13 protein-coding genes are annotated in these 16,099 nt (G+C 62.6%); 4 read left to right on the forward strand and 9 right to left on the reverse strand.

The window, feature by feature from the left end; genetic code table 11:
* Window positions 1-2: 2 nt before the first annotated feature.
* The 3 genes from FKM97_RS21010 to FKM97_RS21020 form a co-directional block, all read right to left on the reverse strand.
* Window positions 3-1,139: an ABC transporter permease gene (locus FKM97_RS21010; RefSeq protein ID WP_144294409.1), complete on the reverse strand. Its 1,137-nt coding sequence runs from the start codon at window positions 1,137-1,139 to the stop codon at window positions 3-5.
* Window positions 1,129-2,115 (reverse strand): ABC transporter permease, encoded by a 987-nt coding sequence (locus FKM97_RS21015; protein WP_144294410.1) that lies wholly within the window; start codon window positions 2,113-2,115, stop codon window positions 1,129-1,131. Before FKM97_RS21015 ends, FKM97_RS21010 begins: the two co-directional genes overlap by 11 nt.
* A gap of 228 nt (window positions 2,116-2,343) precedes the next feature.
* The gene (locus FKM97_RS21020) at window positions 2,344-4,221 is read right to left on the reverse strand and encodes an ABC transporter substrate-binding protein (protein WP_205015254.1); all 1,878 of its coding nucleotides are present in this window, start codon (window positions 4,219-4,221) and stop codon (window positions 2,344-2,346) included.
* A 403-nt stretch (window positions 4,222-4,624) separates the two neighbouring features.
* On the opposite strand from FKM97_RS21020, the gene FKM97_RS21025 reads away from it, so the two are divergent.
* The 3 genes from FKM97_RS21025 to FKM97_RS21035 all read left to right on the forward strand — a co-directional run bounded on the left by FKM97_RS21025 (window position 4,625) and on the right by FKM97_RS21035 (window position 7,554).
* Window positions 4,625-5,935 carry an amino acid deaminase gene (locus tag FKM97_RS21025; protein WP_144294412.1) on the forward strand — a complete coding sequence of 437 codons (1,311 nt, stop codon included), beginning with the start codon at window positions 4,625-4,627 and terminating at the stop codon, window positions 5,933-5,935.
* A gap of 19 nt (window positions 5,936-5,954) precedes the next feature.
* A complete protein-coding gene (locus FKM97_RS21030) occupies window positions 5,955-6,671 on the forward strand; it encodes a ribonuclease activity regulator RraA (RefSeq protein ID WP_144294413.1) in 717 nt (238 codons plus the stop codon).
* A gap of 109 nt (window positions 6,672-6,780) precedes the next feature.
* Window positions 6,781-7,554: a DUF2243 domain-containing protein gene (locus FKM97_RS21035; protein ID WP_144294414.1), complete on the forward strand. Its 774-nt coding sequence runs from the start codon at window positions 6,781-6,783 to the stop codon at window positions 7,552-7,554.
* Window positions 7,555-7,591: 37 nt separating this feature from the next.
* Here FKM97_RS21035 and FKM97_RS21040 read toward each other — a convergent pair whose 3' ends face one another.
* Window positions 7,592-9,820: an oxidoreductase gene (locus tag FKM97_RS21040; protein ID WP_246105202.1), complete on the reverse strand. Its 2,229-nt coding sequence runs from the start codon at window positions 9,818-9,820 to the stop codon at window positions 7,592-7,594.
* Complete coding sequence (locus FKM97_RS21045; RefSeq protein ID WP_144294415.1) at window positions 9,817-10,290, reverse strand: RidA family protein; 474 nt, start codon at window positions 10,288-10,290, stop codon at window positions 9,817-9,819. The genes FKM97_RS21040 and FKM97_RS21045 overlap by 4 nt, the downstream gene beginning before the upstream one ends.
* A gap of 220 nt (window positions 10,291-10,510) precedes the next feature.
* Here FKM97_RS21045 and FKM97_RS21050 point away from each other — a divergent pair, with 220 nt between their 5' ends.
* A complete protein-coding gene (locus FKM97_RS21050) occupies window positions 10,511-11,287 on the forward strand; it encodes a FadR/GntR family transcriptional regulator (RefSeq protein ID WP_144294416.1) in 777 nt (258 codons plus the stop codon).
* Here FKM97_RS21050 and FKM97_RS21055 read toward each other — a convergent pair.
* From FKM97_RS21055 to FKM97_RS21070, 4 genes are all read right to left on the reverse strand, one after another.
* Window positions 11,284-12,204 (reverse strand): dihydrodipicolinate synthase family protein, encoded by a 921-nt coding sequence (locus FKM97_RS21055; protein WP_144294417.1) that lies wholly within the window; start codon window positions 12,202-12,204, stop codon window positions 11,284-11,286. The genes FKM97_RS21050 and FKM97_RS21055 overlap by 4 nt on opposite strands.
* A gap of 124 nt (window positions 12,205-12,328) precedes the next feature.
* Window positions 12,329-13,150 (reverse strand): amidohydrolase family protein, encoded by an 822-nt coding sequence (locus FKM97_RS21060; protein WP_144294418.1) that lies wholly within the window; start codon window positions 13,148-13,150, stop codon window positions 12,329-12,331.
* A 145-nt stretch (window positions 13,151-13,295) separates the two neighbouring features.
* The gene (locus tag FKM97_RS21065) at window positions 13,296-15,122 is read right to left on the reverse strand and encodes a helix-turn-helix domain-containing protein (RefSeq protein WP_170241047.1); all 1,827 of its coding nucleotides are present in this window, start codon (window positions 15,120-15,122) and stop codon (window positions 13,296-13,298) included.
* Window positions 15,058-16,092: an alpha/beta hydrolase gene (locus FKM97_RS21070; RefSeq protein ID WP_144294420.1), complete on the reverse strand. Its 1,035-nt coding sequence runs from the start codon at window positions 16,090-16,092 to the stop codon at window positions 15,058-15,060. The genes FKM97_RS21065 and FKM97_RS21070 overlap by 65 nt, the downstream gene beginning before the upstream one ends.
* Between the last annotated feature and the right edge of the window lie 7 nt (window positions 16,093-16,099).

Consider the following 16,099-nt stretch of genomic DNA (forward strand, 5'->3'; position numbering starts at 1 on the left):
GGTCATTGCCGGTACGGGTCTGCCGCATCGCGCAGGCCGTCGCCCACGAAATTCAGGGACAGCACCGCGATCACCACGGCGATGCCCGGTGCGAACAGCCAAGGCGCGGTGGCAATGGCGCGTATGTTTTGCGCCTCCTGCAGCAGGACACCCCAGCTGACGATGGGCGGCTGCAGGCCGAGCCCCAGGAAGCTGAGCGCCGTCTCGGCCAAGATCATGGTCGGGATGGCGAGGCTCACCTCGGCGATGATGTGGCTGGTGAAAGACGGCGCCATGTGCCGGAAGATGACGCGAGGCTCGCTCGCCCCGTCGAGCCGCGCTGCGGTCACGAAATCCTCCGTCCTGAGCGACAGGAAGCGGCCGCGCACCACGCGAGCGAGATTGGTCCAGCCGATCAACGACAAGATGATGGTGATGGCGAGATAGATCCTGAGCGGCGGCCAGCTGCTCGGCATGGCGGCCGCCAGACCGAGCCACAGCGGTGTCGTCGGCAGCGACAGGATGAACTCGATCACCCGCTGAATGATATTGTCGACTGCCCCGCCCCGATAGCCGGAGATGCCGCCGAGCACGATGCCGAGCAGCAGGCTTAGAGTCACGCCGATGAGACCGATCGACATGGAGATGCGGGTCCCGTAGGCGGTGCGGCTGAACAGGTCTCGCCCCAGCCGGTCGGCGCCCAGGAGATAGAAGGGATCGCCCTTGTTCAACGGCCCGAACAGCTTCGTCTCGAGGGTGAAGAGGCCGCCCCACATGGGATAGGGGTCCGACTTCACGAAGAAGCCGACAGGATATTTCTTGCTCTCGTCGATGACGAAGATGCGGCGCAGTGCGCTCGGCTCGACGGTCACCTTGTAGCCGTAGACATGGGGTCGCCAGATCAGCCCACCCTCGGCGTCGCGATCGAGGAGGTGCAGGGCCTGAGGCGGTGCATAAGTATAGCGCGGGGAGAAGGCATCAGGCGCAAACGGCGCCACGAATTCGCAGAACGCAGCCACCAGGATGATCAGCAACAGCACGACGCTGCTCACCATGGCGAGCTTGTGGCGACGGAACTGCCACCACACCAGGCGCCATTGGGAGGCGGAATCCCGCCGCGACCGGGCGGTGGCGGCGGGCGTGGCGGTGCTATCGGTCATAGCGGATCCGCGGATCGACCCAGGCCAGGAGCAGGTCGGAGAGCAGCGTGCCGACCAGCACTAGGATGCATTGGAACATGATCAAGGCACCGCCGAGATACATGTCCTGGGTCTTCAGCGCCTGGATGAGGATTGGGCCGGATGTCGGCAGGCTCAGCACGCTGGAGACGATAACGTCGCCCGAGACGAGCACCGGAAGGACCCAACCGACGGTGGAGATGAAGGGATTGAGGGCCACCCGGGTCGGATAGCGCAGGATCAGCGTCATCTCCGGCAGCCCCTTGGCGCGGCCGGTCTCCACGTAGGGCTTGCCGAGCTCGTCCAGAAGGTTCGCGCGCATGATCCGGACCAGGGAGGCAATCCCGGCTACGCCCAGGACCACGACGGGAATCCAGAGATGGTGCAGCAGGTCCGCCACCTTGGCCAAGCTCCATGGCGCGTTGATATATTCAGTCGAGAACAGGCCGCCGACGGAATAGCCGAGGAATTTCACCGACATGTACATGACGAAGAGCGCGAGCAGGAAGCTGGGGGTCGCCATCCCGAGAAAGCTCAGAAAGGTCACCACATAGTCGCCGACGCTGTATTGGCGCACCGCCGAGAAGACACCGACCGGGAAAGCAATGAGCCAGACGAAGGCCAGGGTGCAGAAGGCGACCAGCGTGGTCATGCCGAGCCGACCCCAGATGATGTCGGACACGGGGGCGCGATATTCGAACGACCTGCCGAGATCGCCCCGCAACGCGTTGCCGATCCAGGTGAGGTATTGCACCACATAGGGCTGATCGAGCCCGTAGCGGATGCGCAGCGCATCCAGCGTGTCAGAATCGGCGGGCGAGCCGGAGGTGGCCAAATCCGCCGCATAGCTCGTGACGAAATCACCGGGCGGCAGCTGAATAATCGTGAACGCGACGATGCTGACCGCGATGAAAGACGGAATCATCCAAAGAAAGCGACGCAAAATGAAACCAAGCACGAAGTTCTCCGGTTTCTCCGTCGGCCTGCAAAAACCGTCGTCAACCCGGGTGCAAGACCGGCATCGACCACCTTACCCCCGTGACCCCCGGACTTGTTCCGGGGATCCAAGACTGCGGCAGGAAAGCCCCGGGCTCCTGGATGCCCGGGACACGCCCGGGCATGACGAGAAGCTGGGTCGGAGCGATCCTGGCCGTCAATCCCTCTCTCGCGCGAACGCCGAGCAGTCTCACTTTACCGGGTCGAAGTAGTACTGCTCCGTGTTGCTGGCGACCGGGCTCGGATAGGTCCAGGCGAAGGGCCGCGGATAGACATTGTGCAGATTGTTCTTCGTCGCCGAGAACAGCGGCCCCGGGGTGCTGATGCCGATGGCGTAGAACTCGTCCGCCGAGATGTCGAGAAGCTGCTTCATCAGCGCCTTCTGCTTCTCGGGATCGGATGATTTGGTGATCTCGCGGTAGATCTCCATCTGCTTCTTGGCGGCTGCCGGCGGCTCTTCTCCCGCCTTGCCGCCCGAGGCGTACCAATTGCCCCACGGCACGGCGAACAAGGTCTCGTTCCAGAACGGGAAGTAGAAGGTCGGCTCAAAGATCGCGTCACCCATCCCGCCGCTGCCGAGGAAGACCGCGGCATCCTGCTCGTTATTGTCCTTGCGGTCATAGAAGAGCGTGCGGTCGACGGTCTGGACCTTCGCATCGATCCCCACGGCCTGCCAGTACTGGGCTGCCAACTGCGTCGAGTCGAGGAAGTCGCCCAGGGCCGGCATCACCATGATGTTGAAGCTGATCCGCTTGCCATCCGGGCCGAGGCGGAAACCGTTGCTGTCCTTCTTCGGATACGCCTTGTCGAGATGCTCGTTCGCCTTGGCGACGTCGTACTCAGTATACTGCTTCGCGAGCTTCTCGTTGTAATAGGGTGACTCCTTGCGGGGGGCGGCCTGCCACGGCTCGCCCTGGCCAACAAAGGCCGAGTCGATGATCGCTTGCCGATCGATGGCGTAGGACAGCCCGATCCGGAAGTCCTTATTGTTGAAGATCTCCCGCTTGACCGGATCCTTGCTGGTCAGGTTGAGCGAGATGATCGTCGTGTTCATGTCTGCATTCGGACCGTCCACCAAGTGGATCTGTGCCTTGTCGGCGGCATCGGTAAAGACCGCGCGATTGGCATTGTCGTTCACGTGCCGGTCCTGGTAGTCGATCTCGCCATTGACCACCTTGAGCACCAGCGTCTGCTTGTCGGCATTCACGGAAATGCTCATGTCGTCGATGTAAGGCAGCTGGTTCCCCTCGGGATCAACCTTGAAGTAATAAGGATTGCGCTCCAGCGTGACGAGGCTGGCGCCGCCGATATAGGGATCCTTGATGACCCAGGGCTCCATGGTCGGCCGCTGCGGATTCTGCCAGCGTTCATTGGCTTCCGTGTCGACGGCGCATTTCTTGATGAACAGTTCCGTCCAGGTGCCGACGCCGGCCTCCTTCATCAGCGCGTCCAGACCATCCTTGTTGTAGGTGGGCATGAACTGCGAGCAGTAGTGCTTCGCCATCATGACGATCTGCACGCCGTAGACGCCCGCCAGGCGCTGCATGAACATGCCATAGGGTTCTTTGAAGGTGATGGTGAAATTCGCATCGTCGACCTTCGCGAATTTACCCGTCTCGCCGCCGCTTGAAATCCAGTCCACGCCGTTGGGCAGGAGCTCCTTGTTGCCGACGATGTCGTTAATGAAGAAGCCGATATCGTCGCTGGTGAAGGGCTTGCCGTCGGACCATTTCAGGCCCTCGCGCAGCTTGACGGTGAAGGTCTTGCCGTCCTCGCTGGCGGTCACTGCTTCGGCGAGGTTGGGAACAACCTTCCCGCTCCATTCCCGGTCCCAGGCAACGAGCGGCTCGTAGCCGGCGATGCGGAACAGCCAGTTGCGGTCGGAGCCGCCGACGAGGCCGGAGCGCCAAGTGCCGCCATATTTGCCGACCTTCTCGACCGGCTCGATCACCCGCGGCGTCTTCGGCAGGCGCTCAGCGACCGGCGGCAGCGTGCCCGCGGTGACCTGAGCATCCAGCATGGGCGCCTGTTTGTAATCGGCGGCCCAGGCGGATGACGCTGCAAGCATGCCGGCAAACGCGACAAGAAGGCTTCGCTTTGCAATGGAACGGCTTGTGGACCGCACCAAATTTACCGGGTTCAATTGAAGAGAAGTACTAAGCTGGCCCATGACAACCCCCACCATTCGGTTGTTAATTGACGGAACTCAATCCCCTGCCTTTTTGGGCGCCGTTGAAGGGAAGGCTTGCATGCGACGAGGGAACTGTCAATAATTCATCAACTTGTCAGTCAGGTTGAGCCGGTCCGGCCCCTTGAGGAAATAATCCGAGGCCAGAATAGCTCGTCGTTGCCTTGCATTTGGGTCAGAGAACGCTTGGAAGACCTTGGCTTGGTCCGGAAGGCGCGGGGCGACCCACTGCCATTGGGATGTAAGACAAGTTCGGCATGAAAGAATGAGAAGCAGGCCATCGATGATTGATCTTAGCGAAATTGAAGCCAGCCAAGTTGATGCCCGCACAAAAGGCATGCCGGGAGAAATCGCGTCCCTCCCGCTGTCAGCCATCGGGGCCCAGGGCTGGAACGTGCTGCGTGAAGACCTGCCGCTGCCCCTTGCAGTGATGCGGGAGAGCGCAATCCGCCACAATGGCGATTGGATGCGCCAGTTTCTGAAAGCGACCGGCGCCGAGATCGCGCCTCACGGCAAGACCACCATGAGTCCGCAGCTCTTTGCCCGCCAAATCGAGGATGGTGCCTGGGCGATCACCATCGGCTCCGTGGAGCAGCTCCAGGTGGCGCGCCGCTACGGCTTTCCGCGCATGCTGCTCGCCAACCAGGCCGTCGGCGCCCAGAACCAACGCTACGTGGTCAACGAGTTGAAGCGGGATCCGGAGTTCGATTTTTACTGCTTCGTCGATTCAGTCGATCTCGTGCACCAATTGTCGTCTGCGGTTCAGGAGGCAGGACTCGAGCGCCCCCTGCAGGTGATTCTGGAGGGCGGCTTCGTCGGCGGCCGCACCGGCTGCCGCACTTACGAAGAGGGCATGGACGTCGCGCGTGCCGTGAAGGCGGCCGCCCCGCATTTGTCGCTCCGTGGCGTCGGCGGCTATGAAGGCTTGTTGCGCGTGCCGTCGGCGGAGGAGTCGACCAAGCGTGTGGAGACCTTCCTGAACGGCCTGATCGAAATGGCGCTCGGCTGCGACCGCGAAGGCCTGTTCGGCGCGGGCGATGTTCTGCTGACCGCAGGCGGCACCGTCTTCTACGATCTGGTGACGGCGCGCTTCAAGGAGGCGCCCCTGTCGCGGGATTTCAAGATCGTGACCCGCTGCGGCTGTTATCTGACCCATGACAGCGGCGAATATGTGAAGCGCTTCGAGCAGATCCGCGAGCGCTCGCCGTGGGTGGACAGGTTCGGCCCCGGCCCGCAGGCCGCTCTGGAGGTCTGGGCCTATGTGCAGTCACGGCCCGAAAAGACCAAGGCGATCTTGACTGTCGGGCGTCGCGACATCTCCTTTGATTCCGCGATGCCGACGCCGTTGAAATGGCTACGCCCCTCCCCCGGCGCGACCGTGGCCGACCTGCAGCCCATCGGACCAGACCATGTGGTCACCGGGCTCAACGACCAGCATTGCCATCTGGCCATCCCCGAGGACAGTCCGCTCCGCGTCGGGGACATGGTCGCCTTCGGCATCTCTCATCCCTGCACGACCTTCGACAAATGGCAGGTGATCTGCATGGTCGACGACGCCTACAACGTCACTTCCGCCATCCGCACCTTCTTCTGATCATATCGGACGCCATCCCATGAGCACCGGACCTCTTTCCGCCGAAACACGCGCGCTGCTGTCGAAGATCAGCACCGCGACGCTGACCTCGCAGCTGATGCAGCGCGGCTTGCGCAACACGTTCATGCAGAACGTGCACCGCCTGACGACCGGCGGACCTTCCATGGTCGGCGAGGCCTTCACCTTGCGTTACATCCCGGCCCGCGAGGACATCGACGTCTCGGCCGTCTTCGAGGACTGGGAACATCCTCAGCGCAAGGCCGTGGAGACCGTGCCACCAGGGCATGTGATGGTCATAGACTGCCGCCGCGACACCAGAGCGGCAGGCGCCGGCAGCATCCTCATCACACGGATGATGGTGCGCGGCGCCGCCGGGGTGGTGACCGATGGAGGATTGCGCGATTCCCCGACCATCGAAGCCCTCGACTTTCCCGTCTATTACGGCGGCCGATCCGCCCCGACCAACCTCACTCGCCACCATGCCGTCGACATCAACGTGCCTGTCGGCTGCGGCGACGTGCCCGTCTATCCTGGCGACATCATCGTGGGCGACAGGGAAGGTGTCGTCGTCATCCCGCGCCACCTCGCGGATGAAATCGCCGTGCAGGGCACCGAGCAGACGCTGATGGAGGATTTCGTCACCGAGCGGGTTCTCGCCGGTCAGTCGATCCTGGGCCTGTATCCCGCCAATGCCGAAACCATCGCCGCCTTCGAGGCCTGGAAAGCCGGAAAATAAACCTCTAGCGCGGGGAAAACACCCGGCGCGCAGGCGTCCGCTCGCAATAACACACCCGCAGGAACCGTTCCTGCACCTCCACGTTACGCCCAAAAAAAGGAGCGTAGCAATGTGGCAGTCGCCATGGACAGGATGGGGCATGGTTCTGGGCTTTGCGCTGGGCGGCTTCTTCGACGGCATCCTGCTGCATCAGATCCTGCAATGGCATCACCTGCTCAGCCTCGTCCCCGGACTGACCGACCTTCGGATGCAAGTTCTCTGGGATGGTTATTTCCACGCGCTCATGTATCTGATCGCCGCAATCGGCCTTTGGGGATTGTGGAAGGCGCATAGCCGCGCCGGGGACGCTTGGGACCGACGCGCTTGGGGCCGACAGCTCGGCGGTGCGCTCCTGATCGGCTTCGGCCTGTGGCACGTCGTCGACGGCATCCTCTCCCACTGGGTTCTGGGTATCCACCGTATCAAGCTCGACAGCCCGAACCCTCTGGTGTGGGACCTCATCTGGCTCTTCGTCTTCGGCGTGGCGCCGGCACTCCTCGGGTGGCTGTTGGTCCGCGGCGGCGGACGGCCGGGGAGGATCTCTGGCGCAACTCTCGCGTTGCTGCTGCTGACCGGCACCACCCTTGGCCTCGGCGTCTGGTCACTTCGGCCGCCGCCAGATCAGCCCTTCACGACGGTCGTCTTTCGCCCCGGCATGGACCCGCAGCAGGTATTTGAGACCCTTGCGTTGTTGGACGCGCGATTGGTCTGGTCGGATCCCACCCTGGGAGTGGTGGTGGTCGATATGCCCCCTGCCCGGAAATGGGCCTTCTACAGCAGGGGCGCCTTGTTGGTGAGCGGGTCGGGTGTCCCCGCCGGCTGCTTCGACTGGGCCAGAATATAGGGTCGGTCCGAAAGGATTGCTGCCTCGGGCGCGGCCCTCACAGCACCGCATCCCCCAGCTTCGGGTAGGTCTCCTGGCCCCAGATCTGCCGCTCGCGGATGATCGCTTTCGGACGCTCCGGATTAGCACTTTCGAATTCTCGCGCGATGCGATGGCCATCGAAGATGGCGTCCGCCAGAACCCGCGGCGCCAGGCAGTCGCCAGACCGAACTACGGTCGTCAGTCCCGCCTCGGCCCAGCGCGGCTTCAGTGCCACCAGTTCATCATAGAGGCCGCGCTTGGACTCGCGCGCCGTGCACAGGACGACGCTGTCGCAGCTGAGGATCTCCACGGCATCTCCGAGCCGGCGGGGATAGACGCCCTTCTCCGGCTTCGTCGTCCGGCGGAACCCATCCCGGTAGCGATCATAGAGCACCACATCGACGCTGTTGGCGTGCTCGACCCGCTCCACCCAATGGCCCGTCCGCTCATGGATGCCTTTCTCACGCATCATGCGCCGCAGATTATAGCCCTCCAGCGTCAGCTCGGTCATCGGCGCGACCGTTTCCAGATGCGTGACAAAGGTGACCTCCTTGCCCTGGTCGCGCAGCATCTCCGCGATGCTGATGGCCATGAAATAGCCGTCCGAATCCAGCACCACCACGCGGTCGCCGATGGGCTTGCCTGCGAAGAACTGCTCCGGCGTCACGAAGCAGTCGAGTCCGGCATCGATGCCGGGCACCGCGTCGGGGCCGGTCGCACCCAGGCCGTTGCCGACCCATTCCGCACCATTTGCCAGCACCACGCGTGCGGCTCCGAAATTCAGGATATCCTCGGCGGTCACCAGACCGGTGCCGCGCATGATCGTGACATTCGGCATCCGCGAGATCTGCCCCTCGCGGTAGTCGATCACCCGTCCCCATTCCGACAGGCCGGGCAGAGTGATCACGTCGCGCAAATGCCCGCCCAGATGCTCGGAGGCCTCCACCAGATGCACGTCATAACCGCGCCTGCCGAGCACGCGGGCGCATTCGAGGCCCGAGGGACCCGCCCCCACGATGAGCACCGTCTCCGCGCTCGGCGCGGGCTCGAAACGCTCCGGATGCCAGCCGCGGCGATACTCTTCCAGCGCCGTCGGGTTCTGGGTGCAGATGATCATGTTGTTGAGGTTGAACCGCGACACACAGGCATTGCAGCCGATACATTCGCAGATGTCCTCGGTGCGCCCCTCATCGATCTTCCGCGGCAGCCAGGGATCTGCAATCGAGGGTCGGGCTGCCCCGATGATGTCGAGCTGCCCCGAGCGGATCACCCGCACCATCTCGTCGGGTTCGGTGAAGCGGCCCACGCCGACCACCGGCACCCTCGCAATGCGCTTTACCTCCGCGTTCCACGGCGCCTGGTGATTCGACTTGTAGAAGCGCGAGGGGCCGGAATCCTCCCCCCACATGTCCTCCCCGGAGCCGCCGATGATGATGTCCCACATGTCCACCAGGCCAAGCTTGGTGATGTAGTCGACAAAGGCCAGTCCCTCATCATGGAGCTCGAGCCCCCAGGGGCCGGCGAGATCGTCGATCGAGATCCGGGTCGCGACGGCGCAATCGTCGCCCGCCACCTTCTTCAACCTCTCAAGCGCCTCGACCCAGAACCGCGCCCGATTTTCGAACGAGCCGCCATAGCCATCGGTGCGCCGATTGAAATGCCGCGACAGCGCATGCACCGGGAACACGCCGGCAGCGCCGTGAATATAGAGGATGTCGAAGCCCGCATCCCGCGCCCGCCGAGCAGCATCCTCATACATCTGCATGACGCGGGCGATGTCCTCTTCCGTCGCCGGGTAAGTGTAGGTCTTCGGCACGCCCCCGGAGGGAAAGCGATCGATGGCGGGCGCCACATATCGGCTCCAGAGATTGTCCTTCACCCCGCCAGAGCCGAGCTCCACCCCGGCCAACGCTCCCCATTTGTGTACTTCATCCGTCATGTGGCGGTGATTGATGACATCGCCCTCGTCCCACAGGGTGGTGTTGGTGGAGAGGGTTTGGTTCACCTCCGGATGGATCGAGCAGGACTCGGTACAGATACCGCCCCAGCCGCCCTCGGCCTTCACGGCTCGATGTCCGGCATTGGACCCTGGGCGCGGATGGCCGGAGCCGGTGCATTGGGGAACCTGGTAGAAGCGGTTCTTCATCACTTTCGGCCCGATCCGGATCGGCTCGAACAGGATGTCGTAACGGGGGTCGCGTGCGGTCGTGCGGGCGGGCGCCTCATTCAGGGTCATCGTCGTCATGGTTTCAGCTCCACGATGGCTTCGACCTCCACGCCCACGCCGCGTGGCAGAGTGGCGACGCCGATGGCGCTGCGGGTGTGACGTCCGGCCTCGCCGAAGACCTCCATAAACAGGTCGGAGGCGCCATTGCCGACAGCGGAGGTGTCGGTGAAGGCCGGCGTGGAATTGACGAAGACCGTCAGTTTGATGATGCGGCTGACCCGATCCAGGTTGCCATCGCAGGCGGCATGGAGCTGCGCCAGGAGATTGAGCGCGCAGGATCGCGCCGCCGCATAGCCCTCCTCGATCGACAGGTTTTCCCCGAGCCGACCTTTATGGAGGATCTCGTCGCCGCGGCGCGGGATTTGCCCCGACATGAACACGAGCCTGCCGGTGATCGTGTAGGGGATATAGAAATTCGCACCCGGGCTGGCCGGCGGCGGCAGTTCCTTGCCGAGAGCGTCGAAACGATCCTGAAAACTCTCGGCCATGTTGGAAACTCCGGTAAGGGGGGAGCATGCCGCGCCTCCGGGGGCGGAGGCCGTGTCGCTGTCCCCGTTCGATGATGAGATGGGCATCCGTCCCTTGGGAGAGGATGGACAAATGTAAACTTATCAGACAGGTTTGTGCAAGCGGTGTCGAAGCTGCTTGCAGCTTCAGCCGCTTTGCCGCAAAGAACCCCGAGAATGGGCGTCGGACAGCTCACTAGGCATGGAACGACAGGGGATCGGGTTGGCGCGCAAGGCGAGCGAGAGCAAGGTCGCTGTGAAGAGCGAGTGGCAGGCCCAATCGCCGAGCCGGCCGTCGCGGCTCGCGGACCAGCTCTACGGGCAGATCCTCGACCGTATCGTTTCCGGTGCCATGCCGGAGGGGGAGAAGCTGCCCTCAGAGAGCCAGCTTTGCGAACTTTTCGGCGTTTCCAGGCCGGTGGTGCGCGAAGCGCTGTCGAGACTGCAGGCCGACCATCTCGTGATCTCCCGACACGGGTCCGGCACCTTCGTGCAACGACGTCCCAACCAGGCCTTCGCCCTTCTGACGCCCATCGAAGACGTCGCAGACCTGATGCGCTGCATGGAGTTCCGCATCGGTCTCGAGGGTGAAGCGGCCTATCTCGCTGCTTCACGGCGCAGCGAGGCCGACCTGGAGCGCATGAAGCGTGCCTTCGACGGGCTGGAGCAGGTCATTGCCAGCGGTGATGTCGGCAGCGAAGCCGACCGTGAGTTTCACGTGGCCATCGCGGCGGCCGCCCAAAACCGGCTGTTCGTGCAAACCATGGAAGTTCTGGCGGACCATACCCTCAGGGGCATGGAGCTCGCCCGCAAACTCTCTTTGCGACAAAGCGCGCGGCGCCTGCAGTTGGTGCAGCAAGAACATATCCGCATCCTCAACGCCATCGAGATGGAAGAGCCCGACGAAGCGCGCGAGGCCATGCGCAGCCACATCGACAATGCCCGGCTGCGGGTGCTGACAGACAGCACCGAACCCTAAGCGACCGCCTCGGCTTCCATTGCTCCATTCAGGCGCAGGAGATCGCGCGCCGCGGGTTCGACCAGGGAGCGCTCGCTCGCATCCAACGGAGACAGGAGCGGCAGGATCGGCCCCATGTCAGCCACGCCGGAGAGGCTCACGCCATCATGCAGCACGCGAATGGGATTGATGGAATCACGCAGCCTCTCGAACGGCAGGAAGGCCTCACGCAAGCGCTCCGCCTTGCCGAAGTCTCCGGCCTTCAGGGCATCGAGAATGGCTGTCGATGATTTGGGAGCGATCGACACTGAGCCGGATGTGAAGGCGCGCAAGCCAAATTGACGCCAATGGACAAGCGCCGGACCTTCCCCCATACCGCTGATGATACGGCTCGAGTCGACCATGCTCATCAGTCGTTCGAGATAGGCATCCTGCCGCGGATCCTCGCGAACGATCGCGTATTTGACGGCCGTCACGACGCCGGCGGCGAAGAGCGAGGCCACGGCCTCCGGCGTCAAGTAATTTTCAGCGCGGAGATAAACGATGACAGGCCGCCCGAGCCTTTCCGCCACGCGGGCAATGCCGTCTGCAACGCCTGCAACCGTGAAAATCCCGCTGGCCGGAAGCACCATCGGCGTCGGGCAGGGGCTGGACCGCAGGATGTCAGCCTGATCCATCATCTTGCCGAAATCCGGACCGATGGCCGGAATGATCCAGGTGCTGCCGGCGGCCGCCTTCAGTAGCATATCGAGGATCTTGCCGTACTCGCCGATCGAGACATTATAGAAATTGGCGTTGCCGCCATACATCAGGGTCGAGACACCTCCCTCCTCGAGGTGGCGGATGAGGGCTGTGTTGGCGGAATGGTTGAGGCTCAGGTCTTGGTGGCGGGCGAGCGGGGGAACCGCTATCACCGATTTCGTCAGTTCCCCGTGCATCAGCGCGTTTCCTATCAGCCAGAGCAATCGAAGCAGCACCGATCGACTCTCGGCGCCAAGAGCGTCAGCATAGGGGCAACGGGCAGGTCTCGTCAAGAAAGCTGTAAACTTGTCTTACATCTCGTCAGCCGGTGGGATGCAGGCTCAGGGCAGTCTTTCCCATGAGCTTTTCCCGTTCGTCAGCCCCAAGGCCGGGGAAGTTTTTCCCCCATTCCACAAGGTCACCATAGCCGCAGACCGTCGCGGCACCCGGATAATCCGAGCCAAACATCGTCCGCTCAGCCCCGAACCGCGCGAGAACGGCCTGGTAGAACGGCACGATATCAGGGAAAGGATAGGGTGTGCGTGCATCCTCCGCAGTGCACAAAAGCTTGAAATTCACGTTGGGACAGCTTGCCAGGACATCGAGGTAGGCCGCCGCATCGTGCCTGACATGAATGTCGGCGCCGAGATAGTCGACGATGAAGGCAACCGTCGGATGGCGAGTGGCGAGTTGGGCGACGACCGGCGCCTGTTCGATGTCCATATGGAAAGAGACCGGCAGGCGGAGCTCCATCAGCGCCTGGAACAGGGGCCGGCGATCGGCCTCGGCCAGCCAGGAAAGGTCACCCTGCCGGATCGTGTTGAGACGCAGACCAGAACATCCTGCGGGTCTGCACCATTGCAGAAGATCCGCTTGCGGCGTCGGCGAGCGGGGATCGACGAGGCAATGGCCGATGAAACGATCCGGCCACCGGGCCAAACAGCCCATCAGATAGCGGTTGTCATATCCATAGACGCTCGGTTGCACCAGGATGACCTTGTCGACTCCGGCCGCGTCCATCTCCCCGATGAGCGTCTCCACCGGTGCCGGCCGTTGCGGTGGGGGAACATGGGCGAGCAGGGGCGCGAAGGGATAGGTTTCCTCATCATCCGACCAGACATGGGCATGGGCATCAACGATCATGCGGGTTCCTCGACAATGATTCTTGAGGTGGCGGGCCGGACCGTGGCGATCGCTCAGTGGGTTGGTTCAGCCAGACCAAATGTTAGCAGCGGTCCCGCGCTTCGCCTATGCGAGGATGATCGAGATATGAGTCAAATCGAGCAGTTCACGTCCGCTGATGTTCGCTGCGCTGCATCTCGTCGAGGCGCAATGCGAGGCCCAATGCAAACCGAGTCTCCGCGTCCTTCAAGTCGATGCCAAAGACCTTGCCAATCCTTCTGATGCGGTATCTGAGCGTGGAGACGTGAATGCCGAGCACCTCGGCAGAGCGCCGGAAGCCACAATTCTGTTCGATGAACACAGCCGATGTTTTCAAAAACTCCGTCTCATGCTGCCTGTCATAGGTCTTGATGCCTCCCACGGTCTGGCCAATGAATGCCGGAATTGCGTCATCATCCAGGGCGGAGATGAGCAGGGCATAGGGGCCAAAGTCCTTCTCGTTCACAAGACCATGACGGCCGAACATGCGCGCCAGCGTCAATGTCCTGACGCATGAGCGATATGCCTCGGCGAACAGCGAAACGCTTGTCAGAGGCGGGAACTCTACAATTCCCGGGCGATGCCCCGTCTCCCGCTTCAAGGTCGTCTCAACGGCGGCAAGCATGATCTTCCGCAGTCGCTCGTTCCCGATGTAATCATCAGCGGGAAAGCCGATGACGATCTGGCCACCGACCGCTCCGAGAATCGTGCTCGGCAAAAGGCGCTTCAGCTCTCGCTCGAGCGCCCTGTACGGACCCAAATCGACCATTTTCGTGCTTTCGGGTACGGTCGGGTCGACGAGCAACAACTGGGTATCCGCACGAAAGCTCCAGCCAAGCTGAGCAGCACGGGCACGAAACGCTGGTTCGTCCGTCACACGTCCATCGATTGCTCGCTCCAGCAGATCGCTCACCTGCGCGAACAGCTGCCGGTGGGCGACGTGGCTGCGGATCAACAGGGTGCTGAGAGCAAATTTCGCGTTCTGGGCCACCAGAATGTCGAGGTCGCTCAATCCGGGGCCCGAGGGGAAGATCACCAGGCCCCCCACTGTCTCGTCATCAATGCGGATCGGCTCCACGTGAACTTTCCCCAAAACCACGCCTTCGATGGTCATCGAATATGTGGTTCGAAAGTCCGAGGGCATGGTGGTGCGAACCAGATTACGCAACACCGGAGCACCCTCACCCTGGATGAGGTCTCCCCATTGGCGCTCGGCCAGGGCGACGCCATCGGGAGCGCGGCTGGCATATATGCGGTCGGTGGTAAAGTCCACGACGCTCAGAGGGTGGAGCAAGGTCGCCTCGATCAGCGAGGCAATCACGTCCATTCGCCCGCCTTCAAGGACGCGCTCGAACAGGGTGGAGCTCAGATCGAGCACACCCTTCAGGCGGGCGCTATATGCCCGCTCGGCCGCCACAAGCTTGGCCTTGTTGACGGCGATCGCAGCCAGATGAGAGATCGTCGACAGAAAGTCCAGTTCCTCCTTTCCGACTTCGATCTTCTCCTTGGAGTGGACCGCAAGCACCAGATCGCGGCCGTCGGCATCGGACACGTTGAGCGAGACAACAACGACCGTATGGTAATCCCTGGCGATGGCATCTCCGCGATAGCCCGGGTACTCGGTCGTCGTCTGGGCATCGGGAATGATGATCGGCTGGCGGCGTTCGACGGCGAGCCGGGATGGGCTCGTATCGAGCGACCAGCGCGTCGGCAACGGCGGAGAGATCGCTCCTGGTGGCGTGTAACGCGTGACGAGTTCCGAATAGCCATTGGCACGGTTGAGAGCCATGATGCCACTCGTCCACCAGCTTGCGTGGTGGCATGTTGAAAAGACGATCTGGTCGAGGATTGCAGAGAGATCGCTGCTCGCGTTTACCGCGCCGGCAATTTCACGGACCTGCTCGAGACGGCGAGCGACTGACGTCGACTTCTCCACCTCTGTCGGCCGTTTCATCTGTTCTCCTAGGTTCTCGCGTCCTATTCGCGAAGATCCCACGCAGAAACCCGCAGGGGGCGTCAAATTCGGAGCGGGCCCCCGGACCTGTAAATCGGGCACGCACAAAGCCATGAATCATGTCCTGCGCGCGCCTGAAAACCAAGGGGTTCCCTGCCGCACGAAGCCGCTCCGCGTATTGGACACTATCGTCAGCCAAACAATCGATCTGCGCCTCATGTATATGGGCTGGCGGGAGATGTGAGAAATCCGTTGCCTTCAGGGGGGCGGCATAGGGATCGCGCGTCGGCCGCCGGTCACCCAGATAAAGGGACCAGGCGCGGTCTATAGACGCCGTCGTAACCGGCGCATCCGCATAGGTCCGGTAGGAGGCGGCCGTCAATTCATCCGTAAGGCAGGGGTAGATGAGGACCTGGGCGGCAATAGGCGGCCCCTTACGATCGCGGGCCATCAGACAACATGCGGCTGCCATATTGCCGCCGGCGCTATCGCCCCAGACTGCAATGTTCCGCGCATCGATTTCCAGTTCGCGACCGTGAGCGGCGATGTAGGAAATGGCCGCATAGCAATCCTCGACGCCCGCAGGAAAGGGGTGCTCGGGCGCCAGGCGGTAATCGACACTGACGACGACGCATCCCACGTGGTCCGCAATCCCCCAGGAGATGGGGTCGCCGCTCTCCAAGCTCCCCTTGATGAAGGCGCCGCCATGAAGATAAACCACGCAAGGCGATTGTGCAGTCACCGCCTCTGGACGATAGATCCTGACAGGAATATTGCGCGGCCCGTCAGCCACGTCGCATGGGAATTCGGTATCCAAGACCGTCATGCCGGCCGGATACTCTCGCTGAAGCGCGTTCGCGTAATTGTTCCAGCCAGCGCGCTGGGCTCCCGCATCGCTGAGCTTTGCAAAGGTTTCCTTCGCTGCCAGCAGTTCCCGCATATCCGGATGAATGGGCCAAGGGAAGGTCACGCAAAGA

Source organism: Rhodoligotrophos appendicifer (genome assembly GCF_007474605.1).
Taxonomy (GTDB): Bacteria; Pseudomonadota; Alphaproteobacteria; order Rhizobiales; family Im1; genus Rhodoligotrophos; species Rhodoligotrophos appendicifer.

Bases quoted from the DNA above. Each gene is read 5' to 3' on its own strand.
- FKM97_RS21010 (WP_144294409.1), bottom strand. From the start codon at position 1,139: ATGACCGATAGCACCGCCACGCCCGCCGCCACCGCCCGGTCGCGGCGG.
- FKM97_RS21060 (WP_144294418.1), bottom strand. From the start codon at position 13,150: ATGATCGTTGATGCCCATGCCCATGTCTGGTCGGATGATGAGGAAACC.
- FKM97_RS21030 (WP_144294413.1), top strand. From the start codon at position 5,955: ATGAGCACCGGACCTCTTTCCGCCGAAACACGCGCGCTGCTGTCGAAG.
- FKM97_RS21065 (WP_170241047.1), bottom strand. From the start codon at position 15,122: ATGAAACGGCCGACAGAGGTGGAGAAGTCGACGTCAGTCGCTCGCCGT.
- FKM97_RS21045 (WP_144294415.1), bottom strand. From the start codon at position 10,290: ATGGCCGAGAGTTTTCAGGATCGTTTCGACGCTCTCGGCAAGGAACTG.
- FKM97_RS21020 (WP_205015254.1), bottom strand. From the start codon at position 4,221: ATGCTTGCAGCGTCATCCGCCTGGGCCGCCGATTACAAACAGGCGCCC.
- FKM97_RS21035 (WP_144294414.1), top strand. From the start codon at position 6,781: ATGTGGCAGTCGCCATGGACAGGATGGGGCATGGTTCTGGGCTTTGCG.
- FKM97_RS21055 (WP_144294417.1), bottom strand. From the start codon at position 12,204: ATGCACGGGGAACTGACGAAATCGGTGATAGCGGTTCCCCCGCTCGCC.
- FKM97_RS21040 (WP_246105202.1), bottom strand. From the start codon at position 9,820: ATGACGACGATGACCCTGAATGAGGCGCCCGCCCGCACGACCGCACGC.
- FKM97_RS21025 (WP_144294412.1), top strand. From the start codon at position 4,625: ATGATTGATCTTAGCGAAATTGAAGCCAGCCAAGTTGATGCCCGCACA.
- FKM97_RS21050 (WP_144294416.1), top strand. From the start codon at position 10,511: ATGGAACGACAGGGGATCGGGTTGGCGCGCAAGGCGAGCGAGAGCAAG.